Raw genomic sequence first — 16,698 nt, forward strand, 5'->3', positions numbered from 1 at the left:
GGGAACTCACAGGCCGCAATCATGGTAAAGTCCGTTTGCCGGCTCAGGCGCCGGTCTTTTCCTTGAAGTTCCTGAAGAACGAGACGATCATGGTGATATTCATGATCAGCATGATCAGGGTAATAAGCCCGACGGTGGTGCCGGTTACCATGCTCTTGACAGTAGCGCCGGTGGCGAAGTGGCCGGGTATTATAACCAGCTCATACCAGATAAGACCTGCCGTTACGGTTACCCAGAGAAGGATCGCCGGAATCAGCACGATATTGGTGTATTTTGCGCTCAGCTGCTTGTGTACCCACATGGCGACGGTAAGCATGACAACGGAAGCGATCAGCTGGTTGGCGCCGGAGAAGGCGGGCCACAGAACGGTGTAGTTTCCTGTCCATGCAAGTCCGATACCCAGGACAGCGACCACCATGGAGCCGAACCACTTGTTCTGGAAAAGGTTGTAGGCACCGGTGTTCTTTTCCTTAAGGGGCAGGGCCAGTTCGCCGAGGATATACCGTCCCAGACGGTTTGTGGTGTCAAGGGTAGTCAGGGCGAAGGAGCTTACCCAGATGGAGGCAAAAAGCTTCATGAAATCCGCGGTAAAGACCGGCATTGCAGAGGCAACCATGGCACCGTAGCTGGAGGTAAAGCGGGGCAGTGCACCGGTGGTCAGTACGTTTCCTGCTCCCAGGGCCTGGATGCCGAAGGCTGCAATGGAAATTACAACGATGGTGGAAAGGAAACCTTCAGTCAGCATGGCACCGTAACCGACGAAGAGACTGTCTTTCTCTTCCCGGAGCTGCTTGCTGCTGGTTCCCGAGGCAACCAGGGCGTGGAACCCCGACAGGGCCCCGCAGGCGATTACCAGGGGTACCGTGGGCCAGAAGGGAGAGGGTTTTCCGCCGATGACCTTTGCGCTGAATTCTGTAAAGAGGGGAACGGAATCGAAGTTCTTTACCGCGATAACTGCGGCGACTCCCCCTGCGAGCAGTCCGAAATAGAGCAGGAAGCTGTTCAGGTAGTCCCGGGGCTGCAGCAGGATATTAACCGGCAGCGCGGCTGCAATGAAGATGTAAACCAGAATTACCAGGAACCAGGTGTCCTTGCTGGCGGGGATCCCTACATTGCGTCCGATCATGAAGGCGGCAACCAGCAGAACAAGGCCGATAATCGTGCTGACGGAAAAGGGAAGTTTTGTCCGGTACAGCAGTATTCCCAGAACGATCGCTGCGGCACAGAAAAGGAAGAAGGTGGAGGCAACAGCTCCGTCTCCTGCAAACTGCCCTGCAACGATGTCTCCGAAGGCTGCAACGATCAGGATGCAGAGGAAGAGGATGAACCAGCCGAAGGATTTGCCGGCTTTTTTGCCGATCAGGTCCTGGGCCACAAACTGGACAGACCGCCCGTCATAGCGTACAGACGCGGTCAGGGCGAGATAGTCATGGATGGCCCCGATAAAGATATTACCGAACCAGATCCACAGAAGACCCGGCAGCCATCCCCAGGCAACGGCCAGGGCCGGTCCGACGATGGGGCCCGCTCCGGCGATCGAGGCGAAGTGGTGACCGAAGAGCACGAATTTGCTCGTCGGAATGTAATCCACTCCGTCGGAAAGACGCTTCGATGGTGCGTCCGCCGCCTCGTGCGATTTTATCAGGTTCAGCTGCAGTTTTTTTCCGTAGACGAAGTAGAAGACCAGATAAATCGCCAGTGCAACAAGAATAATTAATGTTGACATAGCTCCTCCTTGAAGGTGTTTTTGTTAAATCTGTCTTTATCCTACGCCCGTTTCGCCGACTGCGCAAATATTTTTTTGCGTATAGTTCTCATTTTTATCCCTGGACCTGCAAAATTTAATTAATACTGTATAAACTAATTGCAGGTCATGCATGAGGCTGCCCCTCAGTCTTCAACCGCCAGCACCGAGAGCACCCTGGGGGCGTCCCGGGATTCCGCGGCATAAAGCCTGTACTTCGCATCATTACCGAAGCGGAAGGACCCCTCGGCCATGATAAAGCGCCATCCCTCCTGATTGATACTCCTGCTATCCGAAACGACCGCATCGGCAAGGGTCCCGTCGGAATAGAGCTCGAGGTCGACGGAGGATTCACTGCGGGTCATATCGAAGACAAATAAATACATATCCTTCATGCCGTTTTCAGCCTTAAGCTCCCCCGCCTCGCTGGCGTTGGCGGCAACCAGAGGAAGCAGCTCCTCGAAATTCGCGTCTTCCAGGTACGACAGGGCGGGAAGCTGGTCCTTCTCTACGAAAAAGAAGCGGATTCTGTCGAAATTACCGTAGACGGGAGCCGCAGCGGAGGAAAGTATGAGGATACCCTCATCCTGCAGCAGGTATTCCGCGGCCCAGGACCAGTACATCTCCCGGCCCAGGGGATCCGCGAGGCGCAGCAGACCCGAGGTTTTCCGGAACAGGGGATCATCCCCCAGGGGCGTATCCTCTTCTATGGCCACATTACCGAGGCCGAATCCCCGGATGTCCGTTTCTCCTTCGATTAACAGGGGCTTGTCGAACAGGACGGTCCCGTCAAGGGGGGCTTCCGGATTCCTGAGGCTTCCGTAGACGGCGGTAACCACGGCGGCCAGATCGGGACGGGCGTCTGCCAGGCGCAGGGGGACCTCTGCGGGCGCTTGTACCGCGGAAGTCGAGGTGCCGGGAGCGCTGCCGCTTGTGGCGCAGGAAAAGAGCAGGCTGAGGGCAAGCAGGACGGCAAAGGGGGTAGAGAGTATTCGAATCATTGTTTTCCTCCGGCAATACGGCTGGCGTTCCCGGGCAGTTCCGTGGTTTCCGGACGCTCCCCGAGAAAGGAGTTCGTCACAACCTGATAGTTCAGCCCGGTGTATTTTTCCATTATCTCTTCAGAGTAGGCGGCCCCTTTACCGGTAAGAATTCCCGCCGCTTTCTTCCCCGGCTCAAGGCTCCGTCCCATGCGGCTGCCGTAGACGCGGGCGGCGGCATAGCGGGCAAAGTCGTCTCCGTAGCCTCTGGCCGCGGCTTTGCTGCTCATCTCCGCAGCCTCCCGGGCCGCAACCCTGCTGATAACCGCAGTACCCAGGGCATCACCGGCTTTGCCGCCGACGATATCCAGTACCGAAGCCTTGGTTCCGGCGTAGAGGGACTGTACGGGGTCTCCGCTGCCGTGGAGGTATTCAGCCGAGGCGGCGCCGACAAACCTGGCACCCTTTTCGACCCCCTCCATGGTAGCCAGGGCCACCGATCCGGCGGCCAGTACGCTGGCAGTCGCGGGATTACTGTACCCGACAACCAGAAGCAGGGCTTTGGTTGCGTCGGGAACGATCTCCGCCACATCGATGACCGTTTCGGTGTATTCTCCCGCAAAGTTGTAGAACTCGTCATCGATTTTGTTCTGTCGGGCCTGCTGATCCTCCCGGAGCCGGTAGCGATAGCGCATCTCCTCCACGAGTTCTTCCCGGGCGGAGGCCTCGATGTTGCTGCGTTTGACATAACTGTTCAGTTTGGACAGGAGTTCCGCCTGCCGGTCGGTGTTGCTGTCCATGTAGGCCCGGTCGATGGAGAGAAAATAGTGAACCAGTCCCCGTTCCTCTCTGGAGAGCTCATCCTTCAGGCTTTCGTAAAACTCCCAGCTGGTGGATGCGGCAATTACCAGGTCCATATCGATTTTGACGGGAGGCGGTCCGCCGTATTCCAGGACCGCGCCGTGAATAAAGGGCAGGGATCTGGAAACCAGTTCCGACATGATCAGGACCATATTCTCCGCCACGGGGCCGCTGTTCACGGCGACGAAGGATTTCTCGCCCTTGTATCTGTCCAGGGAAAAAACCTCCGAAGCGATCTGCTTCCCGTCCATGTACAGGTCGACCGTAAGATCAAGGTCCACCCGGATGGTCTGGAGGACTATATCCGCCATGACAAATTTGTACTCGAAGCCCGAGAGGGAGGGAACTACCGCGAAGCCCCGCTGCGGAACAGCCCCGGAATAGACTATCTGTACGGGACCCACATAGCGTTCCAGGTGGGCCTTCAGGGTCCCGGTGAGTCCCCGGCCCAGAAAGAATGCATAGGTCCGAAGGGATGCCCCAAGACCCCGCGGCCCGGAGGTATCCACGTATTCCGCCTGCTCCGGGGTCATGACCAGGCTGATCTGTGTTCCCGCTGCTTTGAGGGAGAGGGGGCGGACGTGGATGCTATCGAAGGGGGATACTACCTTCCATCCGCCGTCCAGGGCACCCGCGGGAACGCTGTTGCGCAGCAGCCCCTGGGCTGCGGCAATCTCCTGTGAGTCTGCCCCCCTGGCTGTGCCGATGGTTTCTATCTTCTGGTCCAGTACCTCCCCGGTGGTCTGACCTGTCAGGGGCAGAACCAGAAATGCAAGTACCAGAACCGGGATGACTGATTTGTGCATCATATATACGCCTCCGAATGTTTTTTTGGTAAATTCCGGGCTTCGTACCATCCTAAGGAAGATGCAGGCAAAATCAAGGAACAGAAACCTTACGGTTTCATTACAAAAAGGTTACAAACTCTCCTTGTTCCCCGTCTGTGCCTGTGATAGTCTGGAAAAACCGGATTTTTACACCATGAAAAAAATGCAGACACCGGAAGCCGCTGATCATTCCATTTCCGAAGAATCCCCCGATGCTTTTTGTCCTGTAACAGGACTGCCCGTTACCTTTATGAAAGACTGGGTGTACGAAACCGGCGATGGCCACTACCGGGGAGAGATCCGCATGGTGGGCCGCAATATCGGTATATACAAATCCATCGGACGTCCCCGGGAGGAGGATGCCGACGGAACGACCCGGCTGGTGCGGCAGTTTCTGGATGTCTTTCTCGACCCCCGGGAGGATTTTTACGCCCTTTTTGACTATTCCGAGCTGATTCCTCCCCCCATCCGCAATCGAAACGAGGTGCTAAGCAATCTGCGGGAATTACTGCCCCGGCTCAGGCTGGTGGTTTTCTACGGCATGAGAGGCCCCATGCGGGGAATTGTACGCCTGGCTGTGGCAATCTCCGGACTATCCGAGAAGATCTTCATATGCCGGGACTATGAATCGGCCCTGAAGGTCGTCCGGGTAGATATGGAACGCCGGGGAATTCGCAATCCCTGGGTGCCCGGGAGTCCAGGGCGTCTGGACGAACTGCTTGAACTGATGGGCGAGATCGTCTGGAACCGGAACTACGGCGTCCATATCCCCCGCATCGACGATGGGGACCCCCTGGCGGAGCTCTTCGGTGCGGTAAACGCCATGAGGGGCGACCTGCAGGAACTGTCCCGGGAGAACAGCAAGAAGCAGCAGCGCCTGGAGCACGCCAATAAAATCAAGGACGATTTTATCGATACCATGTCCCACGAGGTACGTACCCCCTTGAACGGTATTCTGGGGGCTCTTCAGATGCTGGAAAACTGCGAAGAGAGGGAACGAAAACGCTACCTGGGTATCCTGAAAGATTCGGCCCGGGACCTCCTTTCGATGGTCAATGATCTTCTGGATGTCTCCAGACTGGAACGGGGACGAATACCCATCAATCCTGAATCCGTCGATCTGGCAGATCTCGCGGAGCGTTCGGCGGAGGCAGTTATGCCCCGCTGCAGTCTGAAGGGACTTGCTCTGGATGTGGAGATCGATCCCGCTCTGCCCCGGTCCGTTGCGGCCGATCCGCTGCGCCTCAGGCAGGTTTTCGACAACCTGCTGGCCAACGCCGTCGGCTATACCGCAGAGGGAGGGATTGTTTTTTCTCTCAACCTTGTCTCCCCGGGGGATTCCTCTGTCCGGGTTCGTTTTATGGTCCGGGATACGGGAATCGGGATACCTGCGGATCAACACGAGCGGATATTCCAGCGCTTCGAGCGGGTGGAGGAGTCCCGTTCCGGAACAGGCTCCGGCAGCGGACTGGGGCTTGCCATAAGCCGGGAGATCGTACGCCTCATGGGGGGAGATATCTTCCTGGAAAGCGAGCCTGGAATCGGGAGTATCTTCGGCTTCGATCTGGATTTTCCCCTTCTCGATACAGCGCCTGCAGAGGCATCCGGAGATTCCGGAAAGAAAAGCTTTCCCCTGAAGGTCCTGGTGACCGATGACAACGAGACCAACCGGATTATTCTCTCCGCCATGCTCAAAGAGCTCGGCTGCACCGTGACCCTGGCCTCCTCCGGGGAGGAAGCCCTGACTCTTCTTGAGAGCGAGGTGTTCGACGCCCTGTTTCTGGACTGCCGAATGCCCGGCCTTGACGGCCTCGAGACGACGAGGAGGATACGGTCCCGGAACCACGGGGGCGGGGATATCCCTGTTATAGCCGCAACCGCCTGCGCCTCTGAGACCCGACGGGGAGAGATCCTTGAGGCCGGAATGGACGCCATCCTGGAAAAACCGCTAAGGATGGGGGAGCTGAAAAGCATTCTCGAAAGCTTTTTCGAGGCTCAGGATTTCGGGGCAGCGACTTCTTCGGAAGAGAGCTTTGATATTTCGGAGATTATTCAGCGCCGGGGAGGGGAGATACTGCAGGAGGACATCCCCGCCCTTAACAGGGCCTGCGGCGAAGGCCGGAGCGCCGAAGCCGCTGACCTGGCCCACAAACTCGCCGGCTTCTGTTCCGATGCGGGTGCCTGTGAGGCCGCTGATCTGGCCCGGGAAATTGAAACAGCCGGGGAGGGCGGAAACCCGGTATCCCTGGTGGTGCTGGCAGACCGTTTTTCCCGGGAGTTTTTTCGCTGGTTTCACGAAAATACGGAGGGAGACTAGTGTACGGTTTTTGTCTGATTGTCGAGGACGAGGATTCCACAGCCCTCAGAATAAAGGATGCCCTCTCCCGGTCCGGGCTGGACTTTGCGGTCTCCCGGGTTTCCGAAGGTTCCCGGGCTCTGGAGATCCTGCAGACCCGGCCGCCCAAGCTGGTTCTGCTCGACCTGATCCTGCCGGACATGGACGGGTATCAGGTGGGGCGAAAATGCATGGAGGAGGGGATCCCTTTTCTGATTATCAGTTCCCGAACGCTGCCCATGGAGGTGGCCCTGGGGCTCAATATCGGCGCCGAGGATTATGTGGGAAAACCCTTCGATACCCTGGAGCTTGCGGCCCGTATCCGTCGGGTGTTCCGCCGTATCGAACCCTCCGCGGAACAGAACCTTCCCCGGGTCAGAATCGATTCTTCCCGGCGTTCGGTTTTTGTGGAGGGCAGGGAGGTGGAACTTACCCCGAAGGAACTGAAAATCCTCGGCCTGCTTGCGGACCGCCGGGGTGCCTATGTATCCTCTGAAGAGCTTGCCCGCCGGCTGGACTACAGGGAGGCAGGCTCTGAAGCCCTCCAGGCAGTCCGCGTAAATATCCGTCGGCTCCGGGCAAAACTGGAACCCGATCCCTCCCGGCCCAGGTATATCCTGAACAGGTGGGGCGCAGGCTACGCTCTGGCCGGCAGCCGGCAGTCCTGAAGCTGGTGCTTATTTCAGCGTCAGATTGAATACACCGTCCCAGTTTTCCGCCGGAGGGGTGCTGACAAATTTTCTGCACCGTTCAATATAGAAACCAGAGGGTCCGTCCTCGGGCAGCAGCTTGGTAGCCGCCCTGAAGAGCTTTTCCGCCTCCTCCCATTCCCGCTCCTCGAAGAGTTCCAGGGCAGCGTGGAAGGTATCCAGCCCCTCCCGGGTGTTGGAGTCCAGATGTTCTGTCTCGTCGATAAGCTCATACAGGCGCACCGGCTGATGAATCCCCACAACCCGGACGCGGTCGAGCTGGCGGGCTGCGAAGGAGTCTCCCGCCGCCTCCCTGGTCTGTTCACTCATCAGAATCCAGGTTCCGTACTGCTTGTTTACCCCCTCGAGGCGGGCGGCAAGGTTAACGGAGTTGCCCATGATGGTATAGTCCATCTTCTGCAGGGTACCCATGTTCCCGACGACCATCTCTCCGGTGTTTATCCCCACCCGGGTCAGCAGAGGCGAGGGGGACATACCGTCCTCCATGAAGCGCTGGTTAAGCTCCCGTTCCATCCTCTTCATGCGAACCGCGGAAAGACAGGCCCGGTAGGAATGGTCGAACTGTTCGATGGGGGCTCCGAAGAAGGCGATAATCGCATCGCCCTCGTACTTGTCGATGGTCCCTTTGAGGTCCAGGATGGTATCGCTCATGGTCGTCAGGTACTGGTTCAGGAGTTTGACCAGATCCGTCGGATCAAGCTGTTCCGATATGGTGGAAAACCCCTTGATGTCGGTAAAAACCGCCGTGAGCTCCTTTTTTTCGCCCCCCAGGTTCAGACGGTCCGGGTTGTCGATTATCTGCTTGATGACATCCGCCGACAGGTAGCGGGAAAAGGCGTTCCGTAAAAAGCTTTTTTCTCCCTCGGTCTTGAGGAATTTGATACCCGAGATTGTAAGAAAGCTCAGGGAGAGCATGATCAGGGGACCCAGCATGGGCAGGTACACCCCGCTGAAGAGAAAAAGCAGGAGGCCTCCCCCAAGGGTCCCGAGAATGAATACCAGGCTCACGATTATCGACTGCAGGGGCGAGAGGGTCCGGATAACCATGGAGAGTATGAGGGTCAGCAGTACCGCCGCGAGGAGAGACCAGCCGGTATGAAGCTCGTCCAGGAACTCCCCCTGCAGGATGGTATTGGCGACCGCTGCATGGGTTCCCACATTCATATACTCCTTCTCGAAGGGATTGACCCCGATATCCGTAGTGGATATTCCCGTGTGTCCGATAATGACGAAGGATCCTGCGAGTTCCGTCTGCAGTTCCTCGCGAAGGGCCGTCAGCTCCCTGACATCCGCCCCGAGGGCTTCGAAGGAGGCGCTGACCTCTTTGCGGACAGCGGTATACTCATCCCGCAGCTCATCCTCCAGATCCGGGGAGGCCAGAATGCGGTCGATCTCCTCCAGGATAAGGGCCTCGGTCTCTCCTCCCGTAAAATCGGCGCAGGTCGCAAACAGGAGAGCCCGGAGTTCCCGGTATTTGGCTGCCTGAGCTTCGTCCGGAGAAGCGCTGCCGCCGGCGGAGAGGAGTTCCTCCTTCAGCTGCTGAGTATAATAAAGCAGGTCAGCCAGGGGGGCTTCACTCCGGTGAAAATCAAGGTAGCCCGCCTGCTCCATGATCTGCAGATTCCTGACTATCTGGCTTTCGATCCTGTCATGGACAACCAGTTTGTTGTAGGAGAGGTGCCGGAAACTGTCGTTGAACTTTTTCGGCGGCCAGTTGATCAGCATTCTGCCGTCCCTGTCCAGGGGGATCGTGATTGACTGTTCCGGGGCTTCGAGAACAATCCGGCCCTTCTGGAGCCGGATTGTCGTGATACCGAGGCTGGATACCAGGGGACTGAAAACAAGCTGCCCGAACCAGCTGTCCTGGTAGAGGGCCACAAGATCGATTCTGCGCCGTACTCCGTCCTCGTCCACAACCACGTTTGGAAAACCCGCCCCCGCGGCCCGGGATATAACAGGATAGATTGTCGGCTGAATGGCCATGGCTGAATAGGGATGCCGGTAGTCTTCCCGCACCGCAAGATTCTTCAGGCTGATCTCCTCTTTCACGTAGGATTTCAGCTCGTCTCCCACTTTGACCAGTTCCACCTCGTCGGGAAGCATGTTTACCGTTGCCCAGGCATTGCCGAAAAGACTAAAGGCCCTGCCCAGATATTCGTCGTTGTCCCTGGCCACATGCCGGACCGACTGGAGCAGTTCGTCCCGGACAGTGGAACTGATGTCCGTCAGGTCGTAGATGTACTCTTCCGCTTCTTCAAGGGGTATGTAGCCCTGCAGAATGGCTTCGAAGAGGGCGTTTATGTTTTCGTTCAGTTCGCCGAACTCCTCACGGAATCGCCGGGGAATCTCCTGCTCCAGATAGCGGGAGTCAACTCCCCTGGGGCTGGGGTCCACGTATTCGATATCGAATACCACGGTATCCGTCTCGAACTCCTTCAGCAGTATGAGCCCGTCGGCGATGACGCTGCGGCTCCAGGGCCAGGTTCCCACCTGGGCAATGGCCAGATCGTCGATGTCGAGCAGAAGCAGTGATGACTCCTCCTTTACCGCCGGTTTTATATGCAGAAAGGTGTCGTAAATCCGGCGGTCCGCACCGCGCAGGCCGGGAAAAAGAAAGAGGGAACAGGTTATGACCGCAATAACAAGGGGGGTCAGATAATAGTTTCGGAACTCGAACTTTCTGGACATTTTTTCCTCCGTTTATTCCGGGGGGACTCTTGCACACAGGAAAATATAAAATTATAGTTTCCTTGTCAGTTCATAGAATGTATTATACCAAAAGAGGAAAGTATGAAAAGAGTTACCCTGCTGCTGTTCGTTGGTATAACGATCAGCCTGCCGATTTTTTCTCAATCCAATGAGATCATCGACCAGATCCTCCTCGAAGAACGCCTGAGCGCGGGCAGTGCCGCCTATCTGCTGACCGTTCTTGAAGGGGATGCCTCCTATGGCTCCAGGGAAGAAGCCTTCGGTGCCCTGCGGTCGGAAGCTGCCTTTGAGCTTCTCGGACTTGCAGCGGCCGATGCGGAGGTTAATCTCGGTCAATTCGCCCATCTTGTTCAACGCAAGCTGGATCTGCCCCGCGGGCTCGGGAGCATGCTGTTCCCGGGACCCCGGTACTCCCTGCGGGACCTGAAGTTTCTTCAAATGGTTCAGGGCCGGGGAGCCCCCGATTCTCCGGTATCGGGAGAAAGGGCCCTGCGTATTATCGGGCGGGCCCTGAGTGAACTGGAGGAGCGTTCATGAAAAAAACATTGTTCTATCTGTGTGCAGTTTTCATTATCCTGCTTCCCCTGGCCGGCCTGAACGCCTTTGACTGGGGTGTCGTGGTGGACAGCCGTTCCGATATCGACCTTATGGAGGACGAAGACGCCGAGTACACCCCACGGTTCAAGAGCTCCATCTGGTTCAACCACTTCTGGGCCGATGACGCCGAAACCCAGTACAGTTTCGCTGGCAATGTCTTTTACCTGTACAACGAAGAAGAGTATCACATCTTCGATACCGATCTGTTGCGTCTTGGCATCAAGAAGGGCGGGCTTTTCGGCGGCGAAACCGTTATGGACGCCTCCCTGGGGCGCTTCCGTTTTTCCGACCCTACCGGAATAGCCCTTGATCACCTGGCCGACGGCGCCAGGGCCCGTTTCGACATCGGCTCCGCGGCTGTTACAGGCGCAGCGGGCTATACGGGTCTCCTTACCAAGCCGGAAGCCTCCGTCAACATGACCCTCTCGGATTATGTCGATGACGCTGACGACGATGTCTATTTTGCGCCGAAGCGGCTGTTTGAGCAGTTGAGGGTGGAGTTCCCGAATCTTGTGGAGGGACAGCTTCTGTCTGTCGAAGGTCTTTTTCAACAGGACCTGAGCGGTGATGACGATGAACTGAACAGCCTGCACCTTGCCGGTGCTCTGGAAGGCAGTCTTGGAAGCGGTTTTTTCTATAATGTGAACGGAATATTTTCCCGGGACATCAGCAACGACCTGTCGGGATATTATGGTTCCGGCGAGGTATATTTATACATGGAGAGCTTTTACAACAGCCGGGTATCCGCCGGCGTGCTGGGGGGAAGCGAGGACTTCTTTACCGTCTCTTCCCCGACCCTCGGTTTAATCGTTTCCCCCGCCCCCGCAAAGCTTACCCGGGTTTCCGCGGATTATTCCATCCGGCCCTGGGCCGACCGCTTTGATCCGTTCTTCAGGAATCTGCAGTTCACCGCCGGCGGGCGGGCCTTCTACTTCGACGGGGAGTACACCGGCATGGAGGCTGAAGGGGGTGTCCGTTTCAAACCCGCCTCGGACGTGGGAGCATCCCTCAAGGGCGGCATGTACCTGCCCGATGACGGTCCCAATCAGGGGCTGATCCGCCTGGACGTCTCTGTAGGGCTTTAATGTAAGGAAAGGAGAGAAAGTATGAAAATCAGATTAATCTGCATTACAGCGGTCCTGCTGATCGCTTTGATTGTACCCGCCGCAGCCCAGACCAGCGTGGTGGTGGAGAGCTTCAGCGGCAAAGTGGAGTACCAGAGCGGCGGCGCCTGGACAGCCGTGAGCACCGGGCTGAGCATCCCCGAGGGTGCGACAATCTCCACGGGTTTCCGTTCCGAAGCCGTACTTAGGATCGGCGACTCCACCTTGGAGGTTCAACCTCTGACCCGCATGCGCATCGACGAACTGGCTGAACGGGAAGGAACCGTAAAGACCGACCTTTATCTGCGGGTGGGCCGGGTAAAAGCCGAGGTGCGGCGCACCGGAGGCCTGCAGCAGGAGTTCCGCCTGAGAAGCCCCGTATCCACCGCTGCCGTGCGGGGAACCAGCTTCAGCTATGACGGCTACAACCTGCAGGTCGTTGAAGGCCTGGTGGCCCTGATAAACGCCTACGGCCAGAGCGCCGGCATCCCCGCGGGGGTCAGCATCACCTCCGACGGTATCGAGATTCCCCCGGGAACCCTCCAGGCCCTGGAGCAGCAGTTTGGGGTGAATATCAGTGCCGCGCAGATTGAGGAGCTGGTGGAGAGCTTGCCTGTTCCAACAGGATATGAAGATTATGGAACAGCGACCATACCATGGATATATCCAAATTGATGGAGCGTATATGAATAATTTTTTTAAGTTATTTTTACCTGTTTTGATTTTTGTACTAGTTTCTCTTTCTGGCTGTTATATTGAGCCTGGTGAGAGTGATAATGAGCAAAATGCGATTACAATCGATTTGCAGACACAGAATGCAGTTGGATATGCAGGGTATGGAAGATATGTGAAAGTCTACATATATCCTGAGGAAGACGTCGATGCGATGCTTGCGAATGAGACAATTACAATAGACCAATTTAGTAACTACTACTATTATAGTACTTCTTCTTTATTGCCTCCCATTGATACACAGGCTTACTATTATGGCCCTGTGGCTAATAATGTATCTATAGGCACTATTATCGTTGCATTACCTGCCAGGAGATATAGGCTTATATTAGAACTTGTTGATTATACTGCAGTTGCCATGGCCTCTAATTATTCTGCTATAACAGACGGGTTCGAAGTTAAAACTGGGGAAAACACAGTAGTTAGCGAAGTAGTCTTCTATTTCCATTCCTGAATTGAAAGCATTGAAAAAATAGGTGGAAATTGTAATCCCAACCAACCAGCGCCCCGAAATCCTGAAAGAGGCGCTGGTTTCTTTTATTCAGTATCTGAAAAACAGCAGTAGAGCCGCGAAGATCACAATCCTGGACGATTCCCGGGACTCCGTCTCGGCTGCGGCGAACCGGGACCTGTGCGCCGGTCTCGCCGGGACCTTCGGCGGCAGTCTGCGCTGCTTCGGCCGGGCCGAACGGGAAGCTCTGTCTGACAGGTTCAATAACAGCAGCCGGAGTTCTCTCTTCGAGTTTGCCCTGGGTCTGCCGGAAACGGTTGTAACGGGTCACCCCGGGGCCAACCGCAATGTCGGGCTCCTGCTGTATGCCGGTCGGAAGGTCCTGAGCCTGGACGACGATGTACGCTTCCGTTTTCTCCGATTCCGGGATGCAAATGGTTTTGCAGGGAATGACGACGGGATACCTCTGCTTCTTCCCCTGGGAAGCCGTAAGCGCCTTGATAAACTGACGGTGCCGGCGGACTGGAACCCGGATACAATAGATACGGTACTGGGAAGCTCTCCGTCTTCCGTGGACCATAACGGGCCGGTGAAGCTCGCCATGTGCGGGATCTACGGCGGTCGCTGGTATACGAATCCTTTTTCCCTGTGCGCTGTGCCTTCGAATTTGTCCGGCCAGATCTGGCGGGGCAAAAAGGAGTACGAAACCGCCCGCACTGAGCCCTGGGCCCTTATGCTCAATCCCGAAATCAGTTTTTCCGGCGCACCCTTCTTTGTTTCCACCTGTTTCGCCTATGACGGCAGCGAATTGCTTCCCCCCTTTTTGCCGGGAATCCGCAGCTCCGACAGCCTCTGGGCCTGGATGCTCAGGGCGCTGTATCCCGAGTCGCCGATCTGCCACCTGCCTCGCGCGATTGAACATGATCGAAGTATCAAACGGCCTTTCGCGGGAAACGATTTTACCGGCATCGTTCCCGGAACGTCGGAAATCATGCTGCAGCTCCTCAGGTTCATACAGAGCGGTATTCCCGGGACCCCGGATGCCGCCGGCGTATTGTACGCCCTGGGGACCGGTCTGTCCCGTTATGCAGGAGAACCGCTAAAGCGCCGGCGGGAGATTTTGACGGAACTCTATCTTGCATCCCTGGGCGGCCGTCTTGGGGTCTTCAGGCAGGGGCTTGAAGAGAGCCGGGGGAAGCCCCGTTTCTGGGCGGAAGATCTGGAACTGCATATTCGTCTCCTGCGAAACGAGGCCCGTGAAGCCCGGCCCTGGCTGCCCCGGGAGTTCAGAAACCCCGGTGGAGAGGTAGAGGAAGAACTAGACGAAGAGGCCTTCCGGGAGTACCTTGCGCACTGCGGTGAACTCCTCTGCGCATGGCCGGAGATCTGGCGGAAGGCGGCGGACTTGAACCGGAGGGGAGGTCCGGGGCCATGATGCAGGAGCGTTTTTATCCCGCGGAATGCGCGGCCTTTCCTGCGGGGCGGGAGGAGGTACTGCTCAGGAACCGGAATGCCGGGGAAACATTGATTTTACCGGCGGCGCAATATGGTTTGTTTCGTTTTCTTACAGGCTGTATTTCCCTGGACGGCCACTTGGAAACCCTGGTTCAGGCCGACCGATACGGTTTTGCGCTTGATGTTTTGCGGCGACTTCTTACCGGATGGGTCGAGTCCGGTCTGCTCAGGCCGGAGGCCCTTCTTTCTGCAGAGAAAAAAAGCAGCAAAGACCATAAACGCGGGGGGCTTTCCGCAGCGGTAATTACCGCGGACCGTCCTGAATCCCTGAAAAAGTGGCTCGAGTCACGGACCGGTCATTCGGACTTTTCGGGGCCGCGAATCCCTCTGTATGTTTTCGACGGCAGCGGAAATTCGGACAATGCGAAGCGAAACAGGAAAATCACCGCTGATCTTGGAAAGGACTATCCCGGACCTCTTGTCTATTTCGGGGAGGAGGAAAAGCGCCTGTTTCGCGACTCTCTTGCGGCCGCCTGCAGCCTGGACGGTATCTCTCCGCAGCTGCTGGACTTTGCTCTTCACGGTCCCGGGGATGGAGCTGGTTTTGTACGCACCGGGGCCAACCGCAATACCGCCCTGCTTGCAGCCGGCAGGGGACGGACCTGGTACAGCGATGACGACCTGTACTATCGGATTTTTTCGCATCCAGGAGCAGTTGGAGAAGGCAGGCGTTTCGAGGCGGGGGGATACTCTGAGCTGAAGTTCTTTGCGTCCCAGGGGGAGCTGCGGGACTACTTCGTAGCCATGGAGAATTACAATCTACCCCGGGAGATTCTGTCCAGGTTGGGGGAGCCCCTGAAGCTCGATGAAGCGGGTCGGGAAGATCTTGCAGCTCTGAGCCCCGAAACGGCCAGGGTTATCGAGGGCGGAGAAGCCCTGATCGGCGCCGTCAGTGCCGGCTATTGCGGTGCCCGCTGGTTTACCGACAGTTTTTTTATCGATTCCCGGCGATATTTTTCGGATGATGACATTTACCTGGATAAAAGGCGTTACTCCGCCTCGGTTTTGTCGGGCTTGAATATCCATGCGCCCCGGATGCCTGTTGTACGGGACGGGTTAAACCTGCAGGGAGGCAGCCTGGCCCTGGAGGGTACCCTGGAACTGCCCGCCTGGTTTCCCCTGGATCGTCAGGAGGACTCCTGCTTCGGCATGATGTTTCTGGCCTGTAATCCTCAGGTCCGGGCAATGTACCTGCCCGCGGCCCTGTATCACGATCCGGAAGTGGACAAACCGGACTTGTCGGGGACAGACCGGGACCTGCTGCCCGGACCGGGAAGGATGAACCATATGATTCTCGGAGATTTCGTCAGACAGTTTGTCTCGGAATCAGCCGAGGGCAGGCTGCAGGAGGCAGCGCAGAAATATATCCGGACGGCTTCCCTGGGGCAGACCTCCTTCCGGGAGTATCTGAGGGCACAATACACAAAATACTCAGACAGCCGCATCGAGTTCATAGATAGGCTTCTTGATATTTACAACGATGAACCCGGGTGGTGGGCCGAATCCTTAACATCCTACCGGGATGCCCTGACCGCAGGCGTTAAGGATCCCCTCGCCGGACTTCCGGGAGGCTATCAGGAGTGGCTGAAGCTCTACGGTGAGCTCCTGGAAGCCTGGCCGGTAATCCGGGAGAGGGCCGCGTCACTCGCCGGGGAGAATCAGCTCTGCTGAGTAAGCCATTTAAAGGCGTCGTCAAATTCCGAAAATATCTGAACCGTAACACCCATTCCCGCATAGCGGTCTACTATGGGACGCATATTCATTTTTCCGATGGCCTTTTCCGGCACCATGAGTGCCCAGTACTTCCAGCCCTTCTCGAGAATACGGCCTTCCCAGTTTTTCTGGCCCCATTCGAGATCCTCCTGTCTCATGGCGGAATTGCTCTTGTCGTTGGATAACCACTTGGTGCATCCGTGTTCAATAAAGGCATCCGCACCTTTCATCATCATTTCCCGCCAGGGTTCACCGAATACAAACTTATGGATTTCGTGATGTATTATTCCTTGTTCAGGGTAGCAGTAGAGAGAAACAGAATCATTGTCCAGAAGGGTAATAGTCTTCATGCAGCATCTCCGAATTTAATATTTTTGATCTTTAAAATGAGATCTACCAGGAATTCTATGAACAAGCTTAT

General features: G+C 56.6%; 13 protein-coding genes. 8 read left to right on the forward strand and 5 right to left on the reverse strand.

What is annotated here, in order from left to right; all coding sequences use genetic code 11:
- Positions 1-43 precede the first annotated feature (43 nt).
- The 3 genes from B4O97_RS01185 to B4O97_RS01195 all read right to left on the reverse strand — a co-directional run bounded on the left by B4O97_RS01185 (position 44) and on the right by B4O97_RS01195 (position 4,394).
- The gene (locus B4O97_RS01185; protein WP_083047490.1) at positions 44-1,726 is read right to left on the reverse strand and encodes a carbon starvation CstA family protein; all 1,683 of its coding nucleotides are present in this window, start codon (positions 1,724-1,726) and stop codon (positions 44-46) included.
- A gap of 164 nt (positions 1,727-1,890) precedes the next feature.
- Positions 1,891-2,745, reverse strand: coding sequence for a hypothetical protein (locus tag B4O97_RS01190; protein WP_083047492.1), 855 nt, complete (start codon positions 2,743-2,745; stop codon positions 1,891-1,893).
- Positions 2,742-4,394, reverse strand: a complete 1,653-nt coding sequence (locus B4O97_RS01195) for a hypothetical protein (RefSeq protein WP_143305468.1) — start codon at positions 4,392-4,394, stop codon at positions 2,742-2,744. The genes B4O97_RS01190 and B4O97_RS01195 overlap by 4 nt, the downstream gene beginning before the upstream one ends.
- Positions 4,395-4,566: 172 nt before the next feature.
- On the opposite strand from B4O97_RS01195, the gene B4O97_RS01200 reads away from it, so the two are divergent.
- Both B4O97_RS01200 and B4O97_RS01205 read left to right on the forward strand, forming a co-directional pair.
- Complete coding sequence (locus tag B4O97_RS01200; protein ID WP_158084085.1) at positions 4,567-6,729, forward strand: ATP-binding protein; 2,163 nt, start codon at positions 4,567-4,569, stop codon at positions 6,727-6,729.
- Positions 6,729-7,415: a response regulator transcription factor gene (locus tag B4O97_RS01205; RefSeq protein ID WP_083047498.1), complete on the forward strand. Its 687-nt coding sequence runs from the start codon at positions 6,729-6,731 to the stop codon at positions 7,413-7,415. Before B4O97_RS01200 ends, B4O97_RS01205 begins: the two co-directional genes overlap by 1 nt.
- Positions 7,416-7,424: 9 nt before the next feature.
- Here B4O97_RS01205 and B4O97_RS01210 read toward each other — a convergent pair whose 3' ends face one another.
- Positions 7,425-10,145: a CHASE2 domain-containing protein gene (locus tag B4O97_RS01210; RefSeq protein WP_083047500.1), complete on the reverse strand. Its 2,721-nt coding sequence runs from the start codon at positions 10,143-10,145 to the stop codon at positions 7,425-7,427.
- Between the two features lie 102 nt (positions 10,146-10,247).
- Between B4O97_RS01210 and B4O97_RS01215 the strand changes: the two genes are divergently transcribed.
- Genes B4O97_RS01215 through B4O97_RS01240 form a run of 6 tightly spaced genes read left to right on the forward strand, consistent with a single transcriptional unit; the run spans position 10,248 to position 16,235 of the window.
- The gene (locus B4O97_RS01215) at positions 10,248-10,703 is read left to right on the forward strand and encodes a hypothetical protein (protein ID WP_083047502.1); all 456 of its coding nucleotides are present in this window, start codon (positions 10,248-10,250) and stop codon (positions 10,701-10,703) included.
- A complete protein-coding gene (locus tag B4O97_RS01220; RefSeq protein WP_083047504.1) occupies positions 10,700-11,848 on the forward strand; it encodes a hypothetical protein in 1,149 nt (382 codons plus the stop codon). The genes B4O97_RS01215 and B4O97_RS01220 overlap by 4 nt, the downstream gene beginning before the upstream one ends.
- A 21-nt stretch (positions 11,849-11,869) precedes the next feature.
- A complete protein-coding gene (locus B4O97_RS01225) occupies positions 11,870-12,541 on the forward strand; it encodes a FecR family protein (RefSeq protein WP_083047506.1) in 672 nt (223 codons plus the stop codon).
- 10 nt (positions 12,542-12,551) lie between these two features.
- Positions 12,552-13,052 (forward strand): hypothetical protein, encoded by a 501-nt coding sequence (locus B4O97_RS01230; RefSeq protein ID WP_083047508.1) that lies wholly within the window; start codon positions 12,552-12,554, stop codon positions 13,050-13,052.
- Positions 13,053-13,074: 22 nt separating this feature from the next.
- Positions 13,075-14,484 (forward strand): hypothetical protein, encoded by a 1,410-nt coding sequence (locus B4O97_RS01235; protein ID WP_083047509.1) that lies wholly within the window; start codon positions 13,075-13,077, stop codon positions 14,482-14,484.
- Positions 14,424-16,235: a hypothetical protein gene (locus B4O97_RS01240; protein ID WP_083047511.1), complete on the forward strand. Its 1,812-nt coding sequence runs from the start codon at positions 14,424-14,426 to the stop codon at positions 16,233-16,235. The genes B4O97_RS01235 and B4O97_RS01240 overlap by 61 nt, the downstream gene beginning before the upstream one ends.
- Here the strand turns inward: B4O97_RS01240 and B4O97_RS01245 are convergent.
- The gene (locus tag B4O97_RS01245) at positions 16,223-16,627 is read right to left on the reverse strand and encodes a hypothetical protein (protein ID WP_083047513.1); all 405 of its coding nucleotides are present in this window, start codon (positions 16,625-16,627) and stop codon (positions 16,223-16,225) included. The genes B4O97_RS01240 and B4O97_RS01245 overlap by 13 nt on opposite strands.
- Positions 16,628-16,698: the final 71 nt, after the last annotated feature.

The sequence above is a fragment of the Marispirochaeta aestuarii genome (assembly GCF_002087085.1).
GTDB classification, from domain to species: domain Bacteria; phylum Spirochaetota; class Spirochaetia; order JC444; family Marispirochaetaceae; genus Marispirochaeta; species Marispirochaeta aestuarii.

Bases quoted from the DNA above. Each gene is read 5' to 3' on its own strand.
- B4O97_RS01185 (WP_083047490.1), bottom strand. From the start codon at position 1,726: ATGTCAACATTAATTATTCTTGTTGCACTGGCGATTTATCTGGTCTTC.
- B4O97_RS01190 (WP_083047492.1), bottom strand. From the start codon at position 2,745: ATGATTCGAATACTCTCTACCCCCTTTGCCGTCCTGCTTGCCCTCAGC.
- B4O97_RS01195 (WP_143305468.1), bottom strand. From the start codon at position 4,394: ATGATGCACAAATCAGTCATCCCGGTTCTGGTACTTGCATTTCTGGTT.
- B4O97_RS01200 (WP_158084085.1), top strand. From the start codon at position 4,567: ATGAAAAAAATGCAGACACCGGAAGCCGCTGATCATTCCATTTCCGAA.
- B4O97_RS01210 (WP_083047500.1), bottom strand. From the start codon at position 10,145: ATGTCCAGAAAGTTCGAGTTCCGAAACTATTATCTGACCCCCCTTGTT.
- B4O97_RS01215 (WP_083047502.1), top strand. From the start codon at position 10,248: ATGAAAAGAGTTACCCTGCTGCTGTTCGTTGGTATAACGATCAGCCTG.
- B4O97_RS01220 (WP_083047504.1), top strand. From the start codon at position 10,700: ATGAAAAAAACATTGTTCTATCTGTGTGCAGTTTTCATTATCCTGCTT.
- B4O97_RS01225 (WP_083047506.1), top strand. From the start codon at position 11,870: ATGAAAATCAGATTAATCTGCATTACAGCGGTCCTGCTGATCGCTTTG.
- B4O97_RS01230 (WP_083047508.1), top strand. From the start codon at position 12,552: ATGAATAATTTTTTTAAGTTATTTTTACCTGTTTTGATTTTTGTACTA.
- B4O97_RS01240 (WP_083047511.1), top strand. From the start codon at position 14,424: ATGGCCGGAGATCTGGCGGAAGGCGGCGGACTTGAACCGGAGGGGAGG.
- B4O97_RS01245 (WP_083047513.1), bottom strand. From the start codon at position 16,627: ATGAAGACTATTACCCTTCTGGACAATGATTCTGTTTCTCTCTACTGC.